The 19922-nt window shown below is 70.5% G+C and carries 21 protein-coding genes; 9 read left to right on the forward strand and 12 right to left on the reverse strand.

The features are described 5' to 3' along the window. Positions 1-17 precede the first annotated feature (17 nt). The 4 genes from BC793_RS28980 to BC793_RS28995 form a co-directional block, all read right to left on the reverse strand. The gene (locus tag BC793_RS28980; RefSeq protein WP_109598227.1) at positions 18-308 is read right to left on the reverse strand and encodes a GGDEF domain-containing protein; all 291 of its coding nucleotides are present in this window, start codon (positions 306-308) and stop codon (positions 18-20) included. Then, on the reverse strand, positions 280-1839 hold the full coding sequence (locus BC793_RS28985) for a methyl-accepting chemotaxis protein (RefSeq protein ID WP_109598229.1): 1560 nt from the start codon (positions 1837-1839) through the stop codon (positions 280-282). The genes BC793_RS28980 and BC793_RS28985 overlap by 29 nt, the downstream gene beginning before the upstream one ends. 68 nt (positions 1840-1907) lie before the next feature. Further along, positions 1908-2258, reverse strand: coding sequence for a UBP-type zinc finger domain-containing protein (locus tag BC793_RS28990; RefSeq protein ID WP_109598231.1), 351 nt, complete (start codon positions 2256-2258; stop codon positions 1908-1910). Between the two features lie 12 nt (positions 2259-2270). After that, positions 2271-2642, reverse strand: a complete 372-nt coding sequence (locus tag BC793_RS28995) for a winged helix-turn-helix transcriptional regulator (protein ID WP_239169945.1) — start codon at positions 2640-2642, stop codon at positions 2271-2273. 163 nt (positions 2643-2805) lie between these two features. Between BC793_RS28995 and BC793_RS29000 the strand changes: the two genes are divergently transcribed. Next, positions 2806-3660: an SDR family oxidoreductase gene (locus BC793_RS29000; RefSeq protein ID WP_109598235.1), complete on the forward strand. Its 855-nt coding sequence runs from the start codon at positions 2806-2808 to the stop codon at positions 3658-3660. 42 nt (positions 3661-3702) lie between these two features. Here the strand turns inward: BC793_RS29000 and BC793_RS29005 are convergent, their stop codons facing one another. Further along, positions 3703-4164, reverse strand: coding sequence for an aminoacyl-tRNA deacylase (locus BC793_RS29005; protein ID WP_109598237.1), 462 nt, complete (start codon positions 4162-4164; stop codon positions 3703-3705). Between the two features lie 16 nt (positions 4165-4180). On the opposite strand from BC793_RS29005, the gene BC793_RS29010 reads away from it, so the two are divergent. Beyond that, complete coding sequence (locus BC793_RS29010) at positions 4181-4555, forward strand: DUF427 domain-containing protein (RefSeq protein ID WP_109598239.1); 375 nt, start codon at positions 4181-4183, stop codon at positions 4553-4555. Here BC793_RS29010 and BC793_RS29015 read toward each other — a convergent pair. Then, complete coding sequence (locus tag BC793_RS29015) at positions 4504-5523, reverse strand: TIGR03617 family F420-dependent LLM class oxidoreductase (RefSeq protein ID WP_109598241.1); 1020 nt, start codon at positions 5521-5523, stop codon at positions 4504-4506. The two genes, BC793_RS29010 and BC793_RS29015, sit on opposite strands and share 52 nt — an antisense overlap. A gap of 60 nt (positions 5524-5583) precedes the next feature. Between BC793_RS29015 and BC793_RS29020 the strand changes: the two genes are divergently transcribed. After that, positions 5584-6402, forward strand: a complete 819-nt coding sequence (locus tag BC793_RS29020) for a MerR family transcriptional regulator (protein WP_109598243.1) — start codon at positions 5584-5586, stop codon at positions 6400-6402. On the opposite strand, the gene BC793_RS29025 is transcribed toward BC793_RS29020, so the two are convergent. Beyond that, positions 6386-7243, reverse strand: a complete 858-nt coding sequence (locus BC793_RS29025) for a P1 family peptidase (RefSeq protein WP_109598245.1) — start codon at positions 7241-7243, stop codon at positions 6386-6388. The genes BC793_RS29020 and BC793_RS29025 overlap by 17 nt on opposite strands. Before the next feature lie 96 nt (positions 7244-7339). On the opposite strand from BC793_RS29025, the gene BC793_RS29030 reads away from it, so the two are divergent. Continuing rightward, a complete protein-coding gene (locus tag BC793_RS29030; protein ID WP_109598247.1) occupies positions 7340-9385 on the forward strand; it encodes a catalase in 2046 nt (681 codons plus the stop codon). 245 nt (positions 9386-9630) lie between these two features. Here the strand turns inward: BC793_RS29030 and BC793_RS49030 are convergent, their stop codons facing one another. Further along, positions 9631-9816, reverse strand: coding sequence for a hypothetical protein (locus BC793_RS49030; RefSeq protein WP_146246492.1), 186 nt, complete (start codon positions 9814-9816; stop codon positions 9631-9633). Between the two features lie 247 nt (positions 9817-10063). After that, the gene (locus tag BC793_RS29035; RefSeq protein ID WP_109598249.1) at positions 10064-10555 is read right to left on the reverse strand and encodes an Hsp20/alpha crystallin family protein; all 492 of its coding nucleotides are present in this window, start codon (positions 10553-10555) and stop codon (positions 10064-10066) included. 282 nt (positions 10556-10837) lie between these two features. Between BC793_RS29035 and BC793_RS29040 the strand changes: the two genes are divergently transcribed. Beyond that, positions 10838-11719, forward strand: a complete 882-nt coding sequence (locus BC793_RS29040) for an LLM class F420-dependent oxidoreductase (RefSeq protein ID WP_109598251.1) — start codon at positions 10838-10840, stop codon at positions 11717-11719. A 138-nt stretch (positions 11720-11857) separates the two neighbouring features. Continuing rightward, positions 11858-12895 (forward strand): LacI family DNA-binding transcriptional regulator, encoded by a 1038-nt coding sequence (locus tag BC793_RS29045; protein WP_109598253.1) that lies wholly within the window; start codon positions 11858-11860, stop codon positions 12893-12895. Here the strand turns inward: BC793_RS29045 and BC793_RS29050 are convergent. The 3 genes from BC793_RS29050 to BC793_RS29060 form a co-directional block, all read right to left on the reverse strand. Continuing rightward, on the reverse strand, positions 12860-13759 hold the full coding sequence (locus tag BC793_RS29050) for a carbohydrate ABC transporter permease (RefSeq protein WP_109598254.1): 900 nt from the start codon (positions 13757-13759) through the stop codon (positions 12860-12862). The genes BC793_RS29045 and BC793_RS29050 overlap by 36 nt on opposite strands. Position 13760: 1 nt before the next feature. After that, positions 13761-14609 carry a carbohydrate ABC transporter permease gene (locus tag BC793_RS29055; RefSeq protein WP_239169946.1) on the reverse strand — a complete coding sequence of 283 codons (849 nt, stop codon included), beginning with the start codon at positions 14607-14609 and terminating at the stop codon, positions 13761-13763. A gap of 74 nt (positions 14610-14683) precedes the next feature. Next, the gene (locus BC793_RS29060; RefSeq protein WP_203896154.1) at positions 14684-16000 is read right to left on the reverse strand and encodes an extracellular solute-binding protein; all 1317 of its coding nucleotides are present in this window, start codon (positions 15998-16000) and stop codon (positions 14684-14686) included. Positions 16001-16234: 234 nt separating this feature from the next. Here BC793_RS29060 and BC793_RS29065 point away from each other — a divergent pair, with 234 nt between their 5' ends. From BC793_RS29065 to BC793_RS51655, 3 genes are read left to right on the forward strand one after another with little or no spacing between them, the layout of a single operon-like run. Next, positions 16235-18583: a glycoside hydrolase family 3 N-terminal domain-containing protein gene (locus tag BC793_RS29065; RefSeq protein ID WP_239169947.1), complete on the forward strand. Its 2349-nt coding sequence runs from the start codon at positions 16235-16237 to the stop codon at positions 18581-18583. A 9-nt stretch (positions 18584-18592) separates the two neighbouring features. Beyond that, positions 18593-19261 (forward strand): GAF domain-containing protein, encoded by a 669-nt coding sequence (locus tag BC793_RS51650; protein WP_239169948.1) that lies wholly within the window; start codon positions 18593-18595, stop codon positions 19259-19261. Beyond that, a complete protein-coding gene (locus BC793_RS51655; protein WP_239169949.1) occupies positions 19225-19797 on the forward strand; it encodes a PP2C family protein-serine/threonine phosphatase in 573 nt (190 codons plus the stop codon). The genes BC793_RS51650 and BC793_RS51655 overlap by 37 nt, the downstream gene beginning before the upstream one ends. Positions 19798-19922: the final 125 nt, after the last annotated feature.

The following is a 19922-nucleotide window of genomic DNA, read 5'->3' on the forward strand; positions in this document are numbered from 1 at the left end:
GCCCGACCTTGAGAAAGTCAGGCGGCGACGGTCCGGCCCCGCTTGTCGCGGTACATTCCCGCGTCGGCCTCGGCGGTCAGCGCGTCGAGCCCAGCATCGCCGCCGGCCGTCCGCAGCGCCACCCCGGTACTGACCCCGACGGTGACCGTACGCCCGTCGCCGATGTCGATCGGCTGCCGGATCGCGTCACAGGGCCGGCCGCCTTCCGGCGACCGACCCTGCTGGACGAAGAGGACCAGCCCCTGCTGACCAAGGCGACCGGCTCCGCTGACGGAGAGGTCAGAACTTGAACGCGCCGACCAGGCCACGCAGTTCGTCCGCGGTACGCGACACCGCCGCACTGGCCTCCCGGGTCTGCGTGACGCCGCCGACCGTGGCCGCGCTGGCCGAGGAGACGTCGCTGATGTTGGCGGCGATCCGGCTGGAACCGGCGGCGACCTCGGCGATGCTGCGGCTCATCTCGCCGGTGGTGGCGGTCTGCTCCTCCACCGCCGAGGCGATGGTGGTCTGGAAGTCGTTGATCTGGGCGATGACCTCGGAGATGCGGTTGATGACCTCGACCGCGCCGCCGGTGTCCTGCTGGATGGCGTTGACCCGGCTGTGGATGTCCTCGGTGGCGCGGGCGGTCTCCTGGGCGAGGTCCTTGACCTCGCTGGCGACGACGGCGAAACCCTTACCGGCGTCGCCGGCGCGGGCGGCCTCGATGGTGGCGTTGAGGGCGAGCAGGTTGGTCTGCTCGGCGATCGAGGTAATCAGCTTGATGACGTTGCCGATCTCGGCGGACGACTCGCCGAGCTGACGGATGGTGTCGGTGGCGCGGGCGGCCTCGGTCACGGCGATCGACGCGATCTGGGCGGCCTCGCTGGTGTTGCGGGAGATCTCCCGGATGGACAGTCCCATCTCCTCCGATCCGGCGGCGACGGTCTGCACGTTGCGGGAGATCTCGTCGGCCTCGGTGGCGGCCGAGCTGCTCTGCCGGTCGGTGTTGTCGACGGCGTCGGCGATCTGCGCGGAGACCCCGGCGAGCTGGTTCGAGGCGGTGGCGAGCTTGTCGGCGTCCCCGGCGATGGTCTGCATCGAGGTGCGCAGCTTGTCGAGGGAACGGTCCAGACCGGCGGCCATGACACCGAACTCGTCGCGGCTGGTGATGCCGCTGCGCACGGTCAGGTCGCCCTTGTCGAGCGCGTCGATGACGTTGCCGAGCTGCCGGATCGGGCCGAGGATGGAACGGGCCAGCGGAATCGCCATGCCGACCAGCACGACCAGGCCGAGACCGGCCACGATGATCGCCATGTTCCGGGTCTCGGACACGGCGGTGGCCATCTCCGCCTTCTGCTCGGCGACCGCCGCCTCCACCTTCTCGGTGAGCGCGTCGAGCTGGTCGTCGGTCTTGTTGTTGGCCTCGGGGATCTCGTCGATTCGGCCGAGCACCGACTTCGGGTCCGCGACACCGTCGGTCACGAACTGGCTGATGAACTCGCTGAAGGCGACGAAATCCGGGCGGTAGCTCTGGAACTCCTGGAACAGGGCGGACGGGAGACCGCAGGCGACGATCTTGTCGGCGGCGATCGTGGAGGACTCCACGTCGTCGGCGACGTCCTCGCTCACGTCCTGGCCGAGCGCGGCCCGGTAGGCGTCGACCTTCAGCTCGCTCTGCCGGTTGTTCAGGTGGTTGATCGCGGCCAGGCAGGCCTCCAGGCTGCGCATCTCCTCCGCCTGGGTGCTCAACGTCGACTGGCTGGTCAGGGTGATGGCAGCCAGGCCGCCGAGCGCGACGGCCCCGGTGGCCACGATCACCCCCAGCCGCTTCGCCGTACCGATGTTCTGAATCGCCCGCATTCGCCCTCCCTAGCATCCGACGATCACACCATCGGATGTGGTAGGGCTCACCTGAGGAAAGGCACTGCTCAGCGGTTCAGGCGGCGGGTCCAGTCGGAGGGGACGGCACCGGCCGGTCCGGGAACGGGCTGATCGGCGGGACGGCTGTTGGGCGGGGCGAGTTCGGGGCCGGACAGGCCCTGCTCGGTCTGATAATTCCAGAACCAGTCCTCACCCGGCTCGAACGACTGGACGACCGGGTGCCCGGTCTCCTTCCAGTGTGCCGTGGCGTGCTGCGACGGCGAGCTGTCACAGCAGCCGACGTGGCCGCACTCGGCACATCGGCGCAGATGGAACCACCAGCCCCCGGCGTCGAGACACTCGGCGCAGCCGGTGCCGGACGGAGGGACGTCGGTGCGGATCGGTGCATCGCTGGTCACCGCGAAAACCTATCAACGGGTCCGGTCGTAGGCCTCCTGCGCCACGGAGATCTGCCCCAGCTCGCCCTCGACCAGCTCGATCAGCTCGACGAACTTGGCCGCGACCTTCTCCCCGAGCGGGGTCAGGCTGTACTCCACCCGCGGCGGGATGGTGGCCTGCACCTCACGGAGGACGAGGCCGTCGCGCTCGAGTGCCTGGAGGGTCTGGGCCAGCATCTTCTCGCTGACGCCGTCGACCCGGCGGCGCAGTGCGTTGAACCGGAACGCGCCCTCGTGCAGCGCGGCCAGGGCCAGGCCACCCCACCGGCCGGTCACGTCGGCGAGCACGCCCCGGGAGGCGCAGTCCCGCGCGAAGACGCTGGGAATCAGCTCGTCGTCGTCCACGCCGAGCACGATACCAGCACTGCGCCGGGGTTTGCACTTTCGGAAAGTTAGTGCCATTGTTCTGGTCACCGCCCCCAGCGGACCGGCTGGCTCCCAGCGCTGTCTCAGCGCGTCGGAGACAGCGCTGAGGACCAGCCGGAAAGATCTTCTACAGGGAGTCGACATGACCATCGCCGTCACCGGAGCCACCGGACAGCTGGGCCGCCTCGTCGTGGAGTCGCTGATCGCCCGCGGCGCCACGCCCGGCGAGATCGTCGCCGTCGTCCGGGACACCGCGAAGGCGGGCGGCCTGCTCGCCCTCGGCGTGCAGGTGCGCGAGGGCGACTACGACCGCCCGGAGACTCTGAGCACCGCACTCGCCGGCGTCGACCGGCTGCTGCTGATCTCCGGCAGCGCGGTCGGTCAGCGGATCCCCCAGCACACCGCGGTGATCGACGCCGCCAAGCAGGCCGGCGTCGGCTTCCTGGCCTACACCAGCATCCTGCGCGCCGACACCAGCCCGATCGGCCTCGCGCCGGAGCACCTGGCCACCGAAGAGCTGATCAAGAGCAGCGGGATTCCGTACGCCTTCCTGCGCAACGGCTGGTACATCGAGAACTACGCCGGCTCGTTCGGTCCGGCGATCGCCCAGGGCGCGCTGTACGGCAGTGCCGGCGAGGGCCGGATCGCCGCCGCCACCCGGCCGGACTTCGCCGAGGCCGCCGCGGTCGTCCTCCTCAGCGGCGAGACCGGCGTCTACGAGCTGGCCGGCGACGAGCCGTTCACCCTGGCCGAGCTGGCCGCCGCGGTGGCGGAGCAGTCCGGTGCCCCGGTGGCCTACACCGATCTGCCGGCCGAGCAGTACCAGGCGGCCCTGACCGGCGCCGGTGTCCCGGAGGGCTTCGCCGCCCTGCTCGCCGACACCGACGTCAAGATCCGCGACGGCCACCTGGACGACGACACCCGGACCCTGTCCCGCCTGATCGGCCGCCCGACCACCCCGCTCGCCGACGCGGTCGCGGCCGCCCTCAAGAACTGAGGCCGGAAGCAGCACTCAAGGACTGAGGCCGGATGACCGCCCTCAGGAATCGAGGTCGGTGACGTCCGCGAAAGAGCCGCCCAGGGCTTCGATCGCGGCGTCGGCACCGACCCGCAGGGCGACGCCGCGCTCGCCGGCACCGAGGCTGATGGTCCGGCCCCGGGTGCTCTCGTCGGCGATCACCGGCCACGGCCGCCGGGACCCGAACGGGGTGATGGTGCCCCGTTCGTACCCGGTGGCCTCCCTGGCGGTCGCGGCATCCGGCATCGACAGCCGGCTCACCCCGAGCAGGGCACGCAGCCGGGGCCAGGAGATCGACCGGTCGCCGGGGACGAGCACGAACAGATAGTCGTCGTCGGCGCGGCGCACCACCAGGGTCTTCACCAGGTCACGCACCTCCACCCGCTGGGCGGCGGCGGCCTCGGCCACACTGCCGACCGGGCCGTGCCGGATCACGTCGTACTCGATCCCGGCGGCGGACACCGCTTCCACGGCACTCGACAACGTTAGGCTCCTTCACATGGCCAAGCCTCGTCTGCAACCAGGCCCCGATCATCCGATCACGATCACCCCGACCGGCTCAAGGGTGACGGTCACCGCCGGCGGGCGGGTCGTCGCCGACACCGGGAACGCACTCACGCTCCAGGAGGCGAGCTACCCGCCCGTCCAGTACGTGCCGCTCGCCGACGTCGACCCGGCGTTGATCTCGGCGACCGATCACCAGACCTACTGTCCGTACAAGGGCGACGCCAGCTACTGGTCGCTGCCGGAGGCGGAGAACGCGGTCTGGGGTTACCGGGATCCCTACGACGCGGTCGCGGCGATCAAGGACCACGTCGCGTTCTACCCCGACAAGGTGGAGCTCCGGATCGAGGACCGCACCGCCGCCAGCTGATACCGGTCGGCCTCGTACGGCGTGTAGAGCGAGATCCGATCAATCGCGGAACCGAATCGGTCGAGCAGCCCGGCGGCCACCGCCGCCGGGTCACCGGCCACCGCGAACGCGTCGAGCACCTCGTCGGTGACCGCGTCGCCCATCTCGTCCCACGATCCGCGGCGCGACAGCACGTTGAGCCGGTCGGCCAGCTCGCCCCACCCGTGCAGCTCCAGCACCGGACGGTAGGCGGGCGTCGAGGCGTAGAAGGCGATCTGCCCGCGGACGGCCCGCTCCGCCTTCGCCCGGTCGGCCACGTCGGCGCCGAGCACCACGAACGCACTCATCTCCATCGCGAATCCGTCGAGGGAGCCACCGCGCGCCTCGCGGACCGCCGGGATCAACCGCTGCGACAGATAATCGGCGGTGGTCAGCGGGTGCACCAGCAGGCCGTCGGCGACCCGCCCGGCGACCGCGACCATCCGCTCCCCCACCGCGGCCAGCTGCACCCTCGGGTTGCCGAACGGGTTGGGCCCCGGATCGAAGAACGGTGTCATCAGGGTGTGCTGGTAGAAGGAGCCGCGGAACGCCAGCCGCTCGCCGGACGCCCAGGAGTGCCAGATGGCCCGCAGCGCGGCCACGAACTCCTCCATCCGCGCGGCCGGCCGGCTCCACGGCATCGCGAACCGCCGCTCGATGTGCGGTTTGACCTGCGAGCCCAGACCCAGCCGGAACCGGCCCTCGGAGATCAGTTGAAGGTCGTTGGCGAGGACCGCGACGTTCATCGGGTTGCGGGCGAACGCCACCGCGATCGCCGACTGCAGCGACAGGGTGCCGGTCGCCCGCGCCACCAGCGTGAGCGTGGTGAACACGTCGTGCCTGGTCTCCGCCGCGTTGAAGCCGTCGTAACCGACCTGCTCGGCGGAGACCGCAGCCGTCTCGATCTCGGACGGTGAGGCCGCGACCGGGGCGGCGTAGTCAACCAACATCCCCCAGACTTACCAGATCTTGACTCTCACACCGTGTCAGGCTGTGAACTCGGAGCCGTCATGTTCACCATCGGAGACTTCGCCCGGCACGGTCGCGTGTCGATCCGGATGCTGCGCCACTACGACGCCACCGGGTTGCTGCGGCCGGCCCACGTCGACCCGTTCACCGGCTACCGGCACTACACGGCCGGGCAACTGGCCCGGCTCAACCGGATCATCGCGCTCAAGGATCTCGGGTTCACCCTGCATCAGGTGCACGAGATCATCGACGGCACGCTGAGCACCGACGAGCTGCGGGGCATGCTGCGGCTGCGCCGGGCCGAGCTGGAGGCCACCGTGGCCGCGTCGGCCGCGCGGCTGGTCCAGGTCGAGGCACGTCTGATGGCCATCGAGAGGGAGGGTCACATGCCCGGCAACGACATAGTGATCAAGCAGGTTCCGGCGGTCCGGGTCGCGGAGCTGACCGCGGTCGCCGACGGCTATGCGCCGGAACAGATCAGCCCGGTGATCAATCCGCTCTACGGCGAGCTGTTCCGGCGGCTGGAGACCGCCGGGGTGCGGCCCACCGGGCCGGGCGTCGCCTATTACGAGGACGCGGGCGACGGCCGGATCACCGTTCATGCCGCGATCCAGGTCGCCGCCGGTCCGGGTGCGGGCGACTTCGAGGTACGGGACCTGCCGGTGATCGCCGAGGCCGCGACGATCGTGCACCACGGTTCGATGGACACCGTGGTGCCGACCGAGCAGGCGCTGGCCGCGTGGATCGACGCCAACGGGTACCGGGCGCTCGGCTACGCCCGGGAGATCAACCTGGAGTGCCCGGAGAACCGCGACGACTGGGTGACCGAGTTGCAGGTGGCGGTCACGAAGGCCGGATGACCGCGCTGCGGATGGCGGCCGCCGTCACCTCGGTGGCGGCCGCGCGCAGCAGGTCCAGGTCGGCGCCGTCGACCTCGCCGGTGGCCAGCGCGACCACGGCGTCACCGTCGTAACGGGAGTGCGCCGGGTGCAGGGCCCGGGCGAACCCGGTGTGGCCGCTCTGGGCGAGCAGGTGACAGTCCAGTTTGCTCAGTCCCGCGTCGGTCAGCAGCACGGCGATCGTGGTGTTCTGGAGACCGGACCGCACGGCCGGGTCGGTGACCGGCGGGCCGCCGAACACCGGCCGGCCCGCCTCGTCGAGCACGTCGCCCCACGCGTTGACCACGACCACCGCCGCGATCGTGGCCGGCCCGGCCCGGCCGGTGGCCACGCCCAGCCCGCCCGGTGCCGGCTCCGGGCGCCATCGGCCCGTCCTGGCCCCGGCGCCGGCTCCGGTCGTACCGCTGCGGAAGGGTTGTCCGGTGAGAGCCGCGAGCGCGGCGTCGCGGCCGGCGCCCGGACCCGGCGGGTCTGTCGCGACCGACTCGTCGAAGATCGACATGCCGACGACGATCGGGACCGGCCCGAACGGTGTCGGGAAACCCTGGCCGCGCTCGCGCAGCAGGCCCATCACGCCGTCCGCGGCGGCCAGGCCGAACGCCGACCCGCCGGAGAGCACCACGGCGTCCACCCGTTCGACCATGCGGCCCGGCTCCAGCAGGGCGAACTCGCGGGTGGCCGGGGCACCGCCGCGGACCTCGCCGGAGCCGACCGTGCCGGGCGGCGGCAGGATCACCGTGACGCCGGTGCCGGCTCCCGTCCAGTGGCCCGCATGGGCCGACAGCAGCTGTGGTCGGGGCATGAACGGAACCGTACCGGCTACCCACGTTCTGATGCGGAATGCCTGGGTATGCAAAGCCCTCGTCACCGGAGGTTCGCACAGAAACGGAAACCCCACATGGAGCCCACCGTTCCCAGCCCGGCCCACCTCGACCCGGAGGAGTCCACGCCGCTGGAGACGTCGCTCGCCACCGAGCGCGGTCTGCAGACCGGCGACTACCTCACCTCCGGTCAGGGTGTCCGGCTGCCGGACACCGACCACTCCCTCAAGGCGGGACCGCGTGGCCCGTCGCTGCTGGAGGACTTCCACCTGCGCGAGAAGATCACCCACTTCGACCACGAGCGGATCCCGGAACGGGTGGTCCACGCCCGCGGGTCCGGCGCCTACGGCACGTTCACCGCGTACGGGAACGCGGCGTCCGTCACCAAGGCCGGTTTCCTCGCCGAGAAGGGCCGCGAGACGCAGGTCTTCGTGCGGTTCTCCACGGTGCTCGGGTCGCGCGGGTCCGCCGACACCGTGCGTGACGTGCGCGGGTTCGCCACCAAGTTCTACACCGCCGAGGGCAACTTCGACCTGGTCGGCAACAACATGCCGGTCTTCTTCATCCAGGACGCGATCAAGTTCCCCGACCTGATCCACGCCGCCAAGTGGCACCCGGACCGGGAGATCCCGCAGGCACAGACCGCGCACGACACCTTCTGGGACTTCGTGTCGCTGCACACCGAGGCCACCCACCACGTGTTCTGGGCCATGTCCGACCGGGGCATCCCGCGCTCGTACCGGACGATGGAGGGTTTCGGCGTCCACACGTTCCGGCTGGTCAACGCCGACAACGAGACGGCCCTGGTGAAGTTCCACTGGAAGCCGGTCGCGGGCGTGCACTCGCAGGCGTGGGAGGAGACCCAGCTGACCGCCGGCGTCGACCCCGACTTCCACCGCCGCGACCTGGCCGACTCGATCGACGCCGGGTTGTTCTACGAGTACGAGCTGGGTATCCAGGTGATGCCGGACAACCCCGACGAGACGTTCGAGGGCATCGACCTGCTCGACCCGACGAAGATCGTGCCGGAGGAACTGGCGCCGGTGCAGCCGATCGGCAAGCTGGTGCTCAACCGGAACCCGGACAACTTCCACGCCGAGACCGAGCAGATCGCGTTCCACATGGGAAACGTGGTGCCCGGCATCGACGTCACCAACGACCCGCTGTTGCAGGGCCGGCTCTTCTCCTACCTGGACACCCAGCTCAGCCGGCTCGGCGGTCCCAACTTCACGCAGCTGCCGATCAACCGGCCGCACGCGCCGGTCAACGACAACTTCCGGGACGGCATGCACCAGAGCGTCGTGCACCGGGGCATCGCCCCCTACCTGCCGAACAGCCTCAGCTTCGGCGGGCCGGTGCCGGCCGGGCCGGAGAACGGCGGCTACGTGCACGTGCCCAAGCCGGTCCTCGGCGACAAGGTACGCGCCAACCCGGTGTCGTTCGCCGACCACTACAGCCAGGCCGCGCTCTTCTACCACAGCCTCAGCCCGATCGAGCAGGACCACATGGTCGAGGCGTTCACGTTCGAGCTGAGCAAGTGTTATGAGCAGGCGATCCGCGTACGCATGCTGTCGGTCCTGGCCAACGTCGACGCCGGGCTGACCGCCAAGGTCGCCGCCGGGCTCGGCCTCCCGGCGCCGGAGGGCAAGCCGCCGGTCGCGGTGACGCCGTCGCCGGCGCTCGCCCAGATCACCGACCGGACCTGGCCGATCGCCGGGCGGGTGGTCGGCGTCATCGGCACGCCCGACGCCGCCACCGCCGCCCTTCAGGCGACCCTCAAAACCCAGGGCGTGGTGGTACGGGTGATCGCGCCCGTCGGCGGTGAAGGTGTGGAACGGACGTTCCAGACCGCCCGGTCCGTCGAGTTCGACGCCGTCGTGGTGGCCATGGCGACCGACAACCCGCAGGTCACGGTGCTGCTGCAGGAGGCGTACCGGCATGCCAAGGCGATCGGTGTCCAGGGCGACGGCGAGCGGACGCTGGCCGCGGCCGGCATCGATGTGAAGGCCCCGGGCATTCTGCGCGACCCGGACGCCGAAACGCTGGCCGCCGCACTGGGCAAGCACCGCGTCTGGGAGCGGATCCCGCTGCTGAAGCCGGCCGCCGCCTCCGCCGGCTCCTGACCGTCCCGTCCAGCCGGCCCCGGCTCACCGCGGGCCGGCTGGGTCGCAGGCCTGGGTCACCGCAGGCGGCCCCGACCGCGGCCCAGGGTCACCGCGGGCCGGCCTGGACCGCAGCCTGGGTCACCGCAGGCGGGCCAGGACCCGCGGGCCTGGCGGCCCGCGAAGCGTCGGCTGGTCCTCACCGCTGTCTCAGCGGCGCTGAGACAGCGGTGGGAGCCAGCCGGTTTTCATGCTGACCAGGCGGGTCAGCGGCGGATCGAGGCGAGCGCGAGGCCGGCGACGCTACAGCAGGCCGTGAGCCAGGCCAGGGCCAGCACGGACGACGTCACGGTGCCGGGAGTCAGGGCCGGCGAAACGTTAAGGACCATCAGGGCGGCGCCGATGAAGACGAACGTGGCGACGGCCGCCACCTGGAGATACGAGCGGGGCAAGACGGGCTCCCAGGGTGTGACTGACGGGGAGCCGCAACCCTCTCCCACCACCCGGGCCTGCGGCAACGGCTCATCCGGCCGAATTTGCGGCCGTCCGTCGAGCCCTGAGAAGTCCGGCCGACTTTGCGGCGGTCCGCCGAGCGCTGAGAAAGTCCGGCCGACTTTGCGGCCGTCCGTCGGGCGCTGAGAAGCCGGGCCGGCGCACCGCCGGCCCGGCCGGGTGAGGGATATCGGGCTTGAACGGCGTTCAGCCGGCGAGGGACTTCGTCGCCGTGCTGTCGCCCTCGATGGTGGTGGGCTGTTCGGACGCGGCGATCGCCGGGGCCTGACCTGTGTTGATCGCGATGCGGCGCGGCTTGGCGGCTTCGGCGATCGGAATGGTCACGGTGAGGACGCCGTCCTGCCAGGTCGCGTCGACGCGGGCCAGGTCGAGGCCGTCGCCGAGGGTCAGTCGCCGCTCGAACGTGCCGGTCACCCGTTCGCGGCGCAGCCACTGCACGTCGGCGTCGGTACGGGCGGAGCGCTCGGCCCGGATGGTGAGCATGCGCCCGTCGACGTCCACACTGACCGAGCCCGGGTCGATCCCGGCCAGGTCGCAGTGCAGCACGAAGTGGTCACCGGAGCGGTACAGGTCCATCGGCATCGCCACGGCGGCGGCGCCGGCGGTGGCGGTGGGGACCCCCAGCATCCGGTCGGCCAGGCGGTCGAACTCGCGGAAAGGATCGAAAGTCAGCACCACGATCAGCCTCCTTGAAACAGCCGCCGGACCGTCCGACGGCGCGTGGCGCTCGGCTGACAACTCTCGCCGAGGTCGGTGGAATCTCTCTGACCAGCACCGACAAGACATTTTTTAGCACTGTTCGACGCGGAGTGCCAGCCCTTCCGCCATGATTTTTTTGAGCCACCACGGCGGGTGGACGCGACTGCGGGCGGGGCGCCGGCCCCCCCCTACTGGACCACTCGGAAAACTTCCTCGCGTCGCCTCCGGGGTGACGCCCCGTACGGTGGGTAGGTTGATCTCATGAGCATTGGTTTCGGGGTTTTCGTGCCACAGGGGTGGCGGATGGACCTGGTCGAGATCGCCGACCCGGTCGAGCAGTACGAGGCGATGACCGCGGTGGCGAAGGTGGCCGACGCCGGCCCCTGGGACAGCATCTGGGTCTACGACCACTTCCACACCGTGCCCGAGCCCACGATCAACACGACGTTCGAGGCCTGGACGGTCAGCTCGACGCTGGCCCGGGACACCAGCCGGGTCAACATCGGGCAGATGGTCGGCTGCAACGGCTACCGGCACCCGGCGCTCTACGCCAAGATCGCGTCGACGGTGGACGTGGCCAGCCACGGCCGGCTCTACGCGGGGCTCGGCGCCGGGTGGTATGAGCACGAGTGGAAGGCGTACGGCTACGAGTGGTCGGAGGTCCCGGAGCGGATGGCCGCGTTCCGTGAGGCCGTCGAGATCGTGCACCGGATGTGGACCGAGGAGCGGCCGGTCTTCACCGGTAAGCATTACCGCATCGACCAGCCGATCAACGAGCCGAAGGGGGTCCGCAAGCCGCACCCGTCGTTCTGGCTGGGCGGTGGCGGCGAGAAGGTGACCCTCAAGCTGGTCGCCAAGTATGCCGACGGCGCCAACTTCGGCAACGGCGACCCGGAGATCGTCCGGCAGAAGGCGGCCGTCCTGCGCGCCCACTGTGACCGGCTCGAACGCGACTACGACCGGATCAGGAAGTCGACCAGCTACCACCTCGACCCGAGCCACTCCAGCGCCCAGCACATCGCCAAGGTGGAGCAGCTCGCCGAGGCCGGCGCCGACTACGTCATCGTCTACATCCCGCGGGTCGCCTACGACCACGAGCCGCTGCTGCGTTTCGCCGAGGAGGTCGTTCCGCAGTTCGCCTGACCGATTTGCCGACACGCCTAGGACTGGGACCGCTCCCAGTCCTACCAGGCATTTCTCGTTCGGGCGGGGCATGGCAGAATTCCGGTGCCGGGTTCCGAAAGTTCCAGCCGAGATGGGCCCGCGGTAAGGAGCAGCCCCGTGGCCTCTGGCAGGGGAAGAGTGACGATCGCCGCTATCGCGGAAGCGGCGGGGGTTTCGGTGCCCACGGTGTCTCGGGTGCTCAATGGTCGATCCGATGTCTCGCCGGGCACCCGCGAGCTGATCGAGCGGTTGCTGCGCGAGCACGACTACCGTCCTCGCAACTCTCGGCATTCCGGACGAGCCCGGCTCGTCGACCTCGTCTTCAACGACCTGGACAGCCCGTGGGCGCTGGAGTTGGTGCGCGGCGTCGAGGACGTGACGCACGCCGCCGGCGTCGGGACGGTGGTGTCCCAGGTGCACCGGCGCAGCACCGCGACCCGGCAGTGGCTGCAGAACCTGCGGGCCCGTGCCTCCGACGGGGTCATCTTCGTGACCTCCGACGTGGCGGAGCCGGTGCACAGCGAGCTGCACCGTCTCAAGGTGCCGGTGGTGATCATCGATCCGGCCGGCGGGGTGGCGTCGGACGTGCCGACGATCGGGGCGACGAACTGGTCCGGTGGGCGGACCGCCACGGACCATCTGCTGTCGCTGGGGCACCGGCGGATCGGTTTCGTGGCCGGCCCCAGCAATCTGCTGTGCAGCCGCGCCCGGCTGGACGGTTACCGGGCGGCGATGGAGGCGGCCGGGGTCCGGGTCGACGAGGAGCTGATCACCACCGGCGACTTCGGCAACGAGGCGGGGTTCCTGGCCGGCAACCGGCTGCTCAACCTGCCGGAGCGCCCGACGGCGATCTTCGCGTCCAGCGACCTGATGGCGCTCGGGGTGTGCGAGGCGGCCCGGCGGCGGGGCCTACGGGTGCCGGATCAGGTGAGCGTGGTCGGCTTCGACGACCTGCCCGAGTCACGGTGGTCGTCGCCGCCGCTGACCACGATCCGCCAGCCGCTGGCCGAGATGGGCGGGCTCGCCGCGCGGACCGTGTTGCGGCTGTCGCGCGGCGAGGCCATCGAGACCCCCCGGGTGGAGCTGGCCACCAAGCTCATGGTGCGGGAGAGCACCAGATCATTTGCTGAATCCGGCGGTCAGTCCACTGAGTAGCTGACGGCGCCCGATCACGTAGAGGGTGAGGATCGGTAGCGTCGTCAGCACCACCGAGGCCAGCACGGCGGGGATGTTGACGCTGTACTGGCCCTGGAACTCCCAGAGCGCGAGCGGCAGGGTCCGCTGCTCGGGGCTCTGGGTCAGGATCAGCGGGAGGACGAACCCGTTCCACACGGTCAGTCCCTGGTAGATGGTGACCGTCACCAGGGCCGGCCGGGTCAGCGGGAAGGCGAGCCGCCACAGGGTGCCCCACTCGGTGGCCCCGTCCATCCGCATCGACTCGAAGAGCTCCTTCGGCACGTCGCGGATGAAGTTGCCCAGGACCAGCACACTCAGCGGGATGGCGAACGCCAGCGAGGGCAGGATGATCGCGCCGAGGGTGTCGTACATCTGGATCCTGATGATGATCAGGTAGATCGGGATGATGACCGCCTGCAGCGGGATCGCCAGGCCCATCAGGAACAGGCCGTTGACCGCCCGCAGGAACCGGCTGCCGGCACCGCCGCGGATGATCGCGTACGCCGCCATGAACGACACGAGCACCGCCGGGCCGACCGCGCCGACCGTGACGATGACGCTGTTGATGAAGTACTGGACGAAGTCGCTCTCCAGGACGAACCGGTAGTTCTCCAGCGTCGGGTCCGCCGGCGGCGCAAGCGGGTTGGTGTCGTAGTAGTCGTTCTGCAGCTTGAGGCTGGTGATCACGATCCAGTAGATGGGCATCACCACGATGGCCAGCCAGATCCAGCCGGCCAGCCCTCCGGCGAAGTTCCAGTGCACCGGACTGGACCGGCGCCGGCGCTTGACCGGCGGCTGCGCCGCGGCCTTCGGCGGCGTACGGCTGTCGAGCATCGTCGCCATGTCAGGCTCCTTCCAGCTGGCTGTCGGCCTGGTCACGCCCGCCGAGCCGGCGCAGAGCCAGCGCCAGCACGAGGCCGCACAGCACCAGGATGACAGCGATCACGCTGGCCGGGCCCATCAGGTTGGCCTTGAATCCACGCGTGTACATGTCGACGGCCAGAGCGCGGGTGGCGTCGCCGGGACCGCCGGCGGTGAGCACCCAGATCAGGTCGAAGAAGGTCAGCGATCCGACCACCATCAGCGTCGACGAGGTGATGATCGTGTACTTGAGCTGCGGCAGCGTGATGCTGAAGAACTGGCGCACCCGGCCGGCGCCGTCGATCTGGGCCGCCTCGTACATCGACGCCGGGATCTGCCGGACCCCGCCCTGGTAGATCAGCGAGTGGAACGGGATGAACTGCCAGGACACCACGAACACCACGACGCCGACGGCCAGGGTGCTGTCGCCCAGCCAGTCCTGCTGCAGGAACTCGAAGCCCAGCCCGGCGCCGAGCCCGAAGTTCGGGTCGAGCAGCGCCTTGTAGGTGATCGAGATGGCGGCCTGGCTGAGCAGCAGCGGGATGAAATAGAGCACGGCCAGCACGCCGCGGTAGCGGTGCTGCGCGGCGAGGAACACCCCGATCAGGATGGAGAGCGGCGTCTGCACCACCCAGGAGAGCGCCATGATCAGGAAGGTGACCCCGAGCGCGTGCGGCAGCTGCGGATCGGCCAGCACCGAGCGCCAGCTGTCCAGGCCGGAGAACGGGATGTCGGTGGTCTGGCCGCTCCACGAACTGAAGCTGAGCACCAGGACGCCGACCAGCGGGATCAGCCCGAACAGCGTGAAGGCGATCAGGGCCGGCCAGGCCATCCAGGAGACGGAGCCGCTCCCCGCAGCGCTGCGAGCGCTGAGAGGAGCGGTCCGCACCACAGGCGGAGCAATGGTCATTTCCCGATGACCGCGTTCATGTTGTCGGCGAACTGCTGGGGCGAGACGTCCTCGGTGAACAGCTTCGCGATGTTGCTCAGCAGAGCCTCCGCCGCCGTCGGGCTCAGCGCCTGGTCCCACGACTGGCCGAAGTTCTTCGCGCCGCTGGCCACGCCGTAGACGAACTTCAGGAAGTCGGCGTCCGGCGAGGCCGCGAGCTTGGCGTCGGCGCCCTTGACGATCGGCACGCCGCCGGTGCCGATCCAGTCCTGCTGCTCGGTGTCGTCGAGCATGCTGGCGAAGAACTTCTTGGCGATGTCCTTCTGCTCGGCGGAGGCCTTCGAGGAGATCGAGAGGAACTGACCGGCGTTGCCGTACGTGTCCTCGGGGTTGCCCTTGCCACCCTCCACCGGCGGGAAGTTCATGTAGCCGAGCTTGCCGTCCTTGATGAAGCTGCCGCCCTGGGCCTGGATGATGCCGTAGGACCAGCTGCCGTGCAGCATCATGGCGGCCCGGCCCTTGAAGAGCAGTGCCTGGTCGGCGTTGGAGTCGGCGGTGATCGAGGAGAAGCCCTTGACGAAGCCGTTCGCCTTGACCAGTTCCTGGGTCTTGGTCAGGGCGTCCAGAGCGGCCGGGTTGTTCCAGGCGTTCGGCTTGCCCTCGTAGATGTCGTTGAACACCTCGATGCCACCGATGCGGTCGAAGAGCAGCTCCAGCCACATCATGTTGGTCCACCGGGACTGCCCGCCGAGCGAGAACGGCGCGATGCCCTTGGCGTTGAACTGCGGCACCAGGGCCATGATGTCGGCCCACGACTGCGGCGGCTGGAGGCCGGCGTTCTGGAAGACCTCCTTGTTGTAGAACAGCACGAGCGGCTGGACCGTCTCGGCCGGCATCGCGTAGATCTTGCCGTTGACCGTGGCCGGGCCGAACGAGGCCGGGAAGAGCCGGTCCTTGACCGCGGCGTTCTGGCCGAACCAGTCGGTGAGGTCCTCGACCTGGCCCGCCTCCACGTAGGTCTTCAGGCCACCGCCGCCCCAGCCCCAGATGACCGAGGGGCCCTGGCCGGCGCCCATCGCGGCCTTCAGCTTGTCCTTGTACACGTCGTTCTGGAACGTGGTGACCTTGATCTTGCCGTTGGGGTTCGCCTGGTTGAACCGCTCGACCGCGCCGGTACGGGGCTTCTCCCCGGGCGGGCCGCTGAGGAACCAGTAGGACGCCTCCCCCGCCTTCGCCGCGCCGCCTCCGCCGGCCGGGCCGGAGGTGCCACAGGCGCTGAGGGCGGCGCCGGCGGCGGCTCCGGCCGTGAGGGTCAAGAAATTCCTGCGCTTCACGCTTATCTCCGTTGTTCAAAGCTGTAAGGAGCGGAATCGCTGCCGAAAGTTTCGAGTGACAGCTGCAAATTAACGCGAGGTTTCGTTAACGTAGGGTTTCGCCGTGACGAGTGTCAAGACTCTTGCCCTAACCGTGCCCGGAGCGCGAGAGTTACCAACGCCGGTGGGCGCGTCACCGTCCGCCGCGGCCCACCGGCCCGCCGCTAGACGGCACCGAAAGTTTCGGAGGTTTCGTTGACAACACATCCCTGGCAAGATCCGGCGCTGCCGGTTCCCGAGCGCGTCGAGGCTCTGCTCGCCGCGATGACGCTCGAGGAGAAGGTGGCCCAGCTCGGCAGCCGGTGGATCGGCAAGGACAAGGGCGCCACCGGCCCGGCCGGGCCCGAGCCGGAGGCGGAGCACTCGGTCGCCCCGATGGAGAGCGAGTTCAGCGAAGGGCCGGCTCTGGAGGACGCCAGCCGGCACGGTCTCGGCCAGCTCACCCGGGTCTACGGCAGCTACCCGATCACGGTCGGTGAGGGCACCGCCGAGCTGGTACGCCAGCAGCGGATCGTGATGGCCTCGTCCCGGCTCGGCATCCCCGCGATGGTGCACGAGGAGTGCCTCACCGGGTTCACCATGCACGGCGCCTCGGTCTATCCGGCCGCGATCGCCTGGGGCGCCACCTTCGACCCGGAGCTGATCGAGCGGATGGCCGCCGCGATCGGCCGGGACATGGCGGCGCTCGGCGTGCACCAGGCGCTGGCCCCGGTGCTCGACGTGGTCCGCGACTACCGGTGGGGCCGGGTGGAGGAGTCCATCGGCGAGGATCCCTACCTGGTCGCGACGGTCGGCTCGGCGTACGTCCGCGGTCTGCAGGGCTCGGGGGTTCTGGCCACGCTCAAGCACTTCGCCGGATACTCCGCCTCTCGGGGCGCCCGCAACCACGGCCCGGTACCGATGGGCCGTCGCGAGCTGCTCGACATGATCCTGCCACCGTTCGAGGCCGCCGTCCGCTCCGGCGCCGGATCGGTGATGAACTCCTACTCCGACCTCGACGGGGTGCCGGCCGGCGCCGACGGCTGGTTGCTCACCGACCTGCTGCGCGGCGAGTGGGGCTTCACCGGCACGGTCGTCTCGGACTACTGGGCGGTGCCGTTCCTGGCGAGCATGCACGGCATCGCCGCCGACGACGGCGGCGCCGGTGCCCGCGCGCTGGAAGCCGGCATCGACGTGGAGCTGCCCGACACCATCGGGTACGGCTCCGAACTGGTCGCCCGGGTCCGCTCCGGTGAGGTCGACGAGTCGTACGTGGAACGCGCCGCCCGCCGGGTGCTGACCCAGAAGGCGGAACTGGGCCTGCTCGATCCCGAGTGGACCCCGGAGTCCTCGGTGGCCACGTCCGCCGCGGTGGTGCTGGACTCGCCGGCCAACCGGGAGCTGGCCCGCGAGGTGGCGGAACGCTCCATCGTGCTGCTCGACCCCGGTGACGTGCTGCCACTGCCGGGTACCGGGCGGATGGCGGTGGTCGGCCCCTGCGCCGACGACGCCCGCACCTTCCTGGGCTGCTACGCGTTCCCCAACCACGTGCTTCCCCGCTATCCGGGCGTCGAACCGGAGATCGAGCTGCCGACCGCGGCCGAGTCGCTGCGGGCCGAGTTCGGCGGCGCCGCCATCACGTACGCCCCCGGTTGCGCCGTCGACGGCGACGACCGCTCCGGGTTCGCCGAGGCGGTGGCCGCCGCCCGGGACGCCGACGTGTGCCTGGCGTTCGTCGGCGACCTGGCCGGCCTGTTCGGCAAGGGCACCTCGGGCGAGGGCTGCGACGCCGCCGACCTGCGGCTGCCCGGAGTGCAGGCGGACCTGCTGGAGGAACTGCTGGCGACCGGCACCCCGGTGGTGGTGGTCGTGGTCTCCGGCCGGCCGTACGCGCTCGGTGACGTGGCCGGCCGCGCCGCCGCCCTGGTGCAGGCGTTCATGCCGGGCGAGGAGGGCGGCCCGGCGATCGCCGGGGTGCTGTCCGGCCGGGTGCAGCCCAGCGGCAAGCTGCCGGTGCAGATCCCGCGGACGCCGGGCGGCCAGCCCGGCACCTACCTGCAGCCGCGGCTCGGTGCGGAGCACACCGGTACCAGCAATCTGGACCCGGCGCCGCTGTTCGCGTTCGGGCACGGCCGGTCGTACACCACGTTCGAGGTGGGCGACCTGCGCCTGTCGGCGAGCCGGGTGCCGACCGACGGCGAGTTCACCGCGACCGTACGGGTCCGCAACACCGGCGAGCGGGACGGCACCGAGGTGGTGCAGTTGTACCTCTCCGACCCGGTCGCCCAGGTCACCCGTCCGATGGTTCAGCTCACCGGTTTCCAGCGGGTGGAGCTGGCCGCCGGCGCTTCGGCGGAGGTCGTCTTCCACGTGCACACCGACCGCACGGCTTTCACCGGCCGGGATTTGAAACGTATCGTCGAGCCCGGTGAGCTGCGGGTTCTCGCCGGCACGTCGGCCGGTGACCTGCCCTGTGCAGCGACCGTCGAGCTGACCGGGTCGATCCGTCCGGCGGGCCCCGGACGGGTCATCACCACGCCGGTGGAGGTGCGACCGGAACACTAGGCTGAACCCGTGCCCCGACGCATCAACGACGACGAGCGGCTACGCCGGCTCGAAGCGGTCACCGATGCGACGCTGTCCCGGCTGGACGCCTCCGATCTCCTCGACGAGCTGCTGGACCGGGTGCGCGACCTGCTGGGCGTCGACACCGCGGCGATCCTGCTGCTCGACGCGCACTCCCAGCACCTCGTCGCGACCGCGGCCAAGGGCCTGGAGGAGGAGGTGCGGGCCGGGTTCCGGGTGGCGGTGGGGCGCGGGTTCGCCGGCCGGGTCGCGGCGGTCCGCGCCGCGGTCCGGCTCACCGACGTCACCCCGGCCGACGTGGTCAACCCGCTCCTGGTGGCGAAGGGCATCCGCTCGCTGCTGGGCGTGCCGATCGTGGCCGGCCGGGATCTGGTCGGCGTACTGCACGTCGGCACGCTCCGCCGCCGGGAGTTCGCCGACGACGACGTGAAACTGCTCGAGCTGGTCGCCGACCGGGCCGCGGTGGCCGGGCGGATCCGGTCGGCGAACTCGACCAGTCCGCCGCGCTGGCCCTGCAGCGCAGCCTGCTGCCGGCCCGGCTGCCGTCGGTCCCGGGGGTCGACCTGGCCGCGCGTTACGTTCCGGGGCACGCCACCGGCATCGGCGGCGACTGGTATGACGTGTTCGTCCTGCCGTCCGGCTGGCTGGGCGTGGTGATCGGCGACGTCTCCGGGCACGGCCTGGCGTCGGCCGTGGTGATGGGCCGGATCCGTAGCGCGCTCCGGGCGTACGCGCTGATCTGCGACGATCCGGCGCAGGCGCTGACCCTGCTGGACCGCAAGGTGCAGCACTTCGAGGCGGGCAGCCTCACCACCGCCCTCTACGCGATGATCAGCCCCGACCGGGACCGGGCGGTGATCTCGACGGCCGGCCACCTGCGCCCGGTGCTGGCCGGCCCGGACGGGACGGCCGCCCTGGCCGGGGTGCCGGTCGACCCGCCGCTCGGGGTGGTCCATCCGGACCGGTCCCGGCGCAGCACCGCGGTGCCGCTGGCGCCGGGCACGCTGCTGTTCTGCTACACCGACGGTCTGGTGGAACGGCGCGGCGAGATGATCGACACCGGGCTGGACCGGCTGGTCGCCACCGTTCGGGCCGACGCGCCGGAGGTGGTCTGCGCTACCGTCATGTCGGACGCGGCCGATGCGCCACACACCGACGACGTCGCGGTTCTCGCCGTTCGCCGCCACGGATGACGGCCGGTGTGTCACCGTTCGATGGCGGGTTCGTTTCCGGGCCCCAGTTCCTACGGAAATATTGCTGTGACCTCTTGTTCGCAACGGATTCAGCAGAAAAGATGGGGCCGAATTCGCTGATACCA

The sequence above is a fragment of the Actinoplanes xinjiangensis genome (assembly GCF_003148685.1).
In the GTDB taxonomy this organism is placed as follows: Bacteria; Actinomycetota; Actinomycetes; order Mycobacteriales; family Micromonosporaceae; genus Actinoplanes; species Actinoplanes xinjiangensis.

Bases quoted from the DNA above. Each gene is read 5' to 3' on its own strand.
- BC793_RS28985 (WP_109598229.1), bottom strand. From the start codon at position 1,839: ATGCGGGCGATTCAGAACATCGGTACGGCGAAGCGGCTGGGGGTGATC.
- BC793_RS29000 (WP_109598235.1), top strand. From the start codon at position 2,806: ATGACCATCGCCGTCACCGGAGCCACCGGACAGCTGGGCCGCCTCGTC.
- BC793_RS29010 (WP_109598239.1), top strand. From the start codon at position 4,181: ATGGCCAAGCCTCGTCTGCAACCAGGCCCCGATCATCCGATCACGATC.
- BC793_RS29015 (WP_109598241.1), bottom strand. From the start codon at position 5,523: ATGTTGGTTGACTACGCCGCCCCGGTCGCGGCCTCACCGTCCGAGATC.
- BC793_RS29020 (WP_109598243.1), top strand. From the start codon at position 5,584: ATGTTCACCATCGGAGACTTCGCCCGGCACGGTCGCGTGTCGATCCGG.
- BC793_RS29025 (WP_109598245.1), bottom strand. From the start codon at position 7,243: ATGCCCCGACCACAGCTGCTGTCGGCCCATGCGGGCCACTGGACGGGA.
- BC793_RS29030 (WP_109598247.1), top strand. From the start codon at position 7,340: ATGGAGCCCACCGTTCCCAGCCCGGCCCACCTCGACCCGGAGGAGTCC.
- BC793_RS29040 (WP_109598251.1), top strand. From the start codon at position 10,838: ATGAGCATTGGTTTCGGGGTTTTCGTGCCACAGGGGTGGCGGATGGAC.
- BC793_RS29050 (WP_109598254.1), bottom strand. From the start codon at position 13,759: ATGGCGACGATGCTCGACAGCCGTACGCCGCCGAAGGCCGCGGCGCAG.
- BC793_RS29055 (WP_239169946.1), bottom strand. From the start codon at position 14,609: ATGGCCTGGCCGGCCCTGATCGCCTTCACGCTGTTCGGGCTGATCCCG.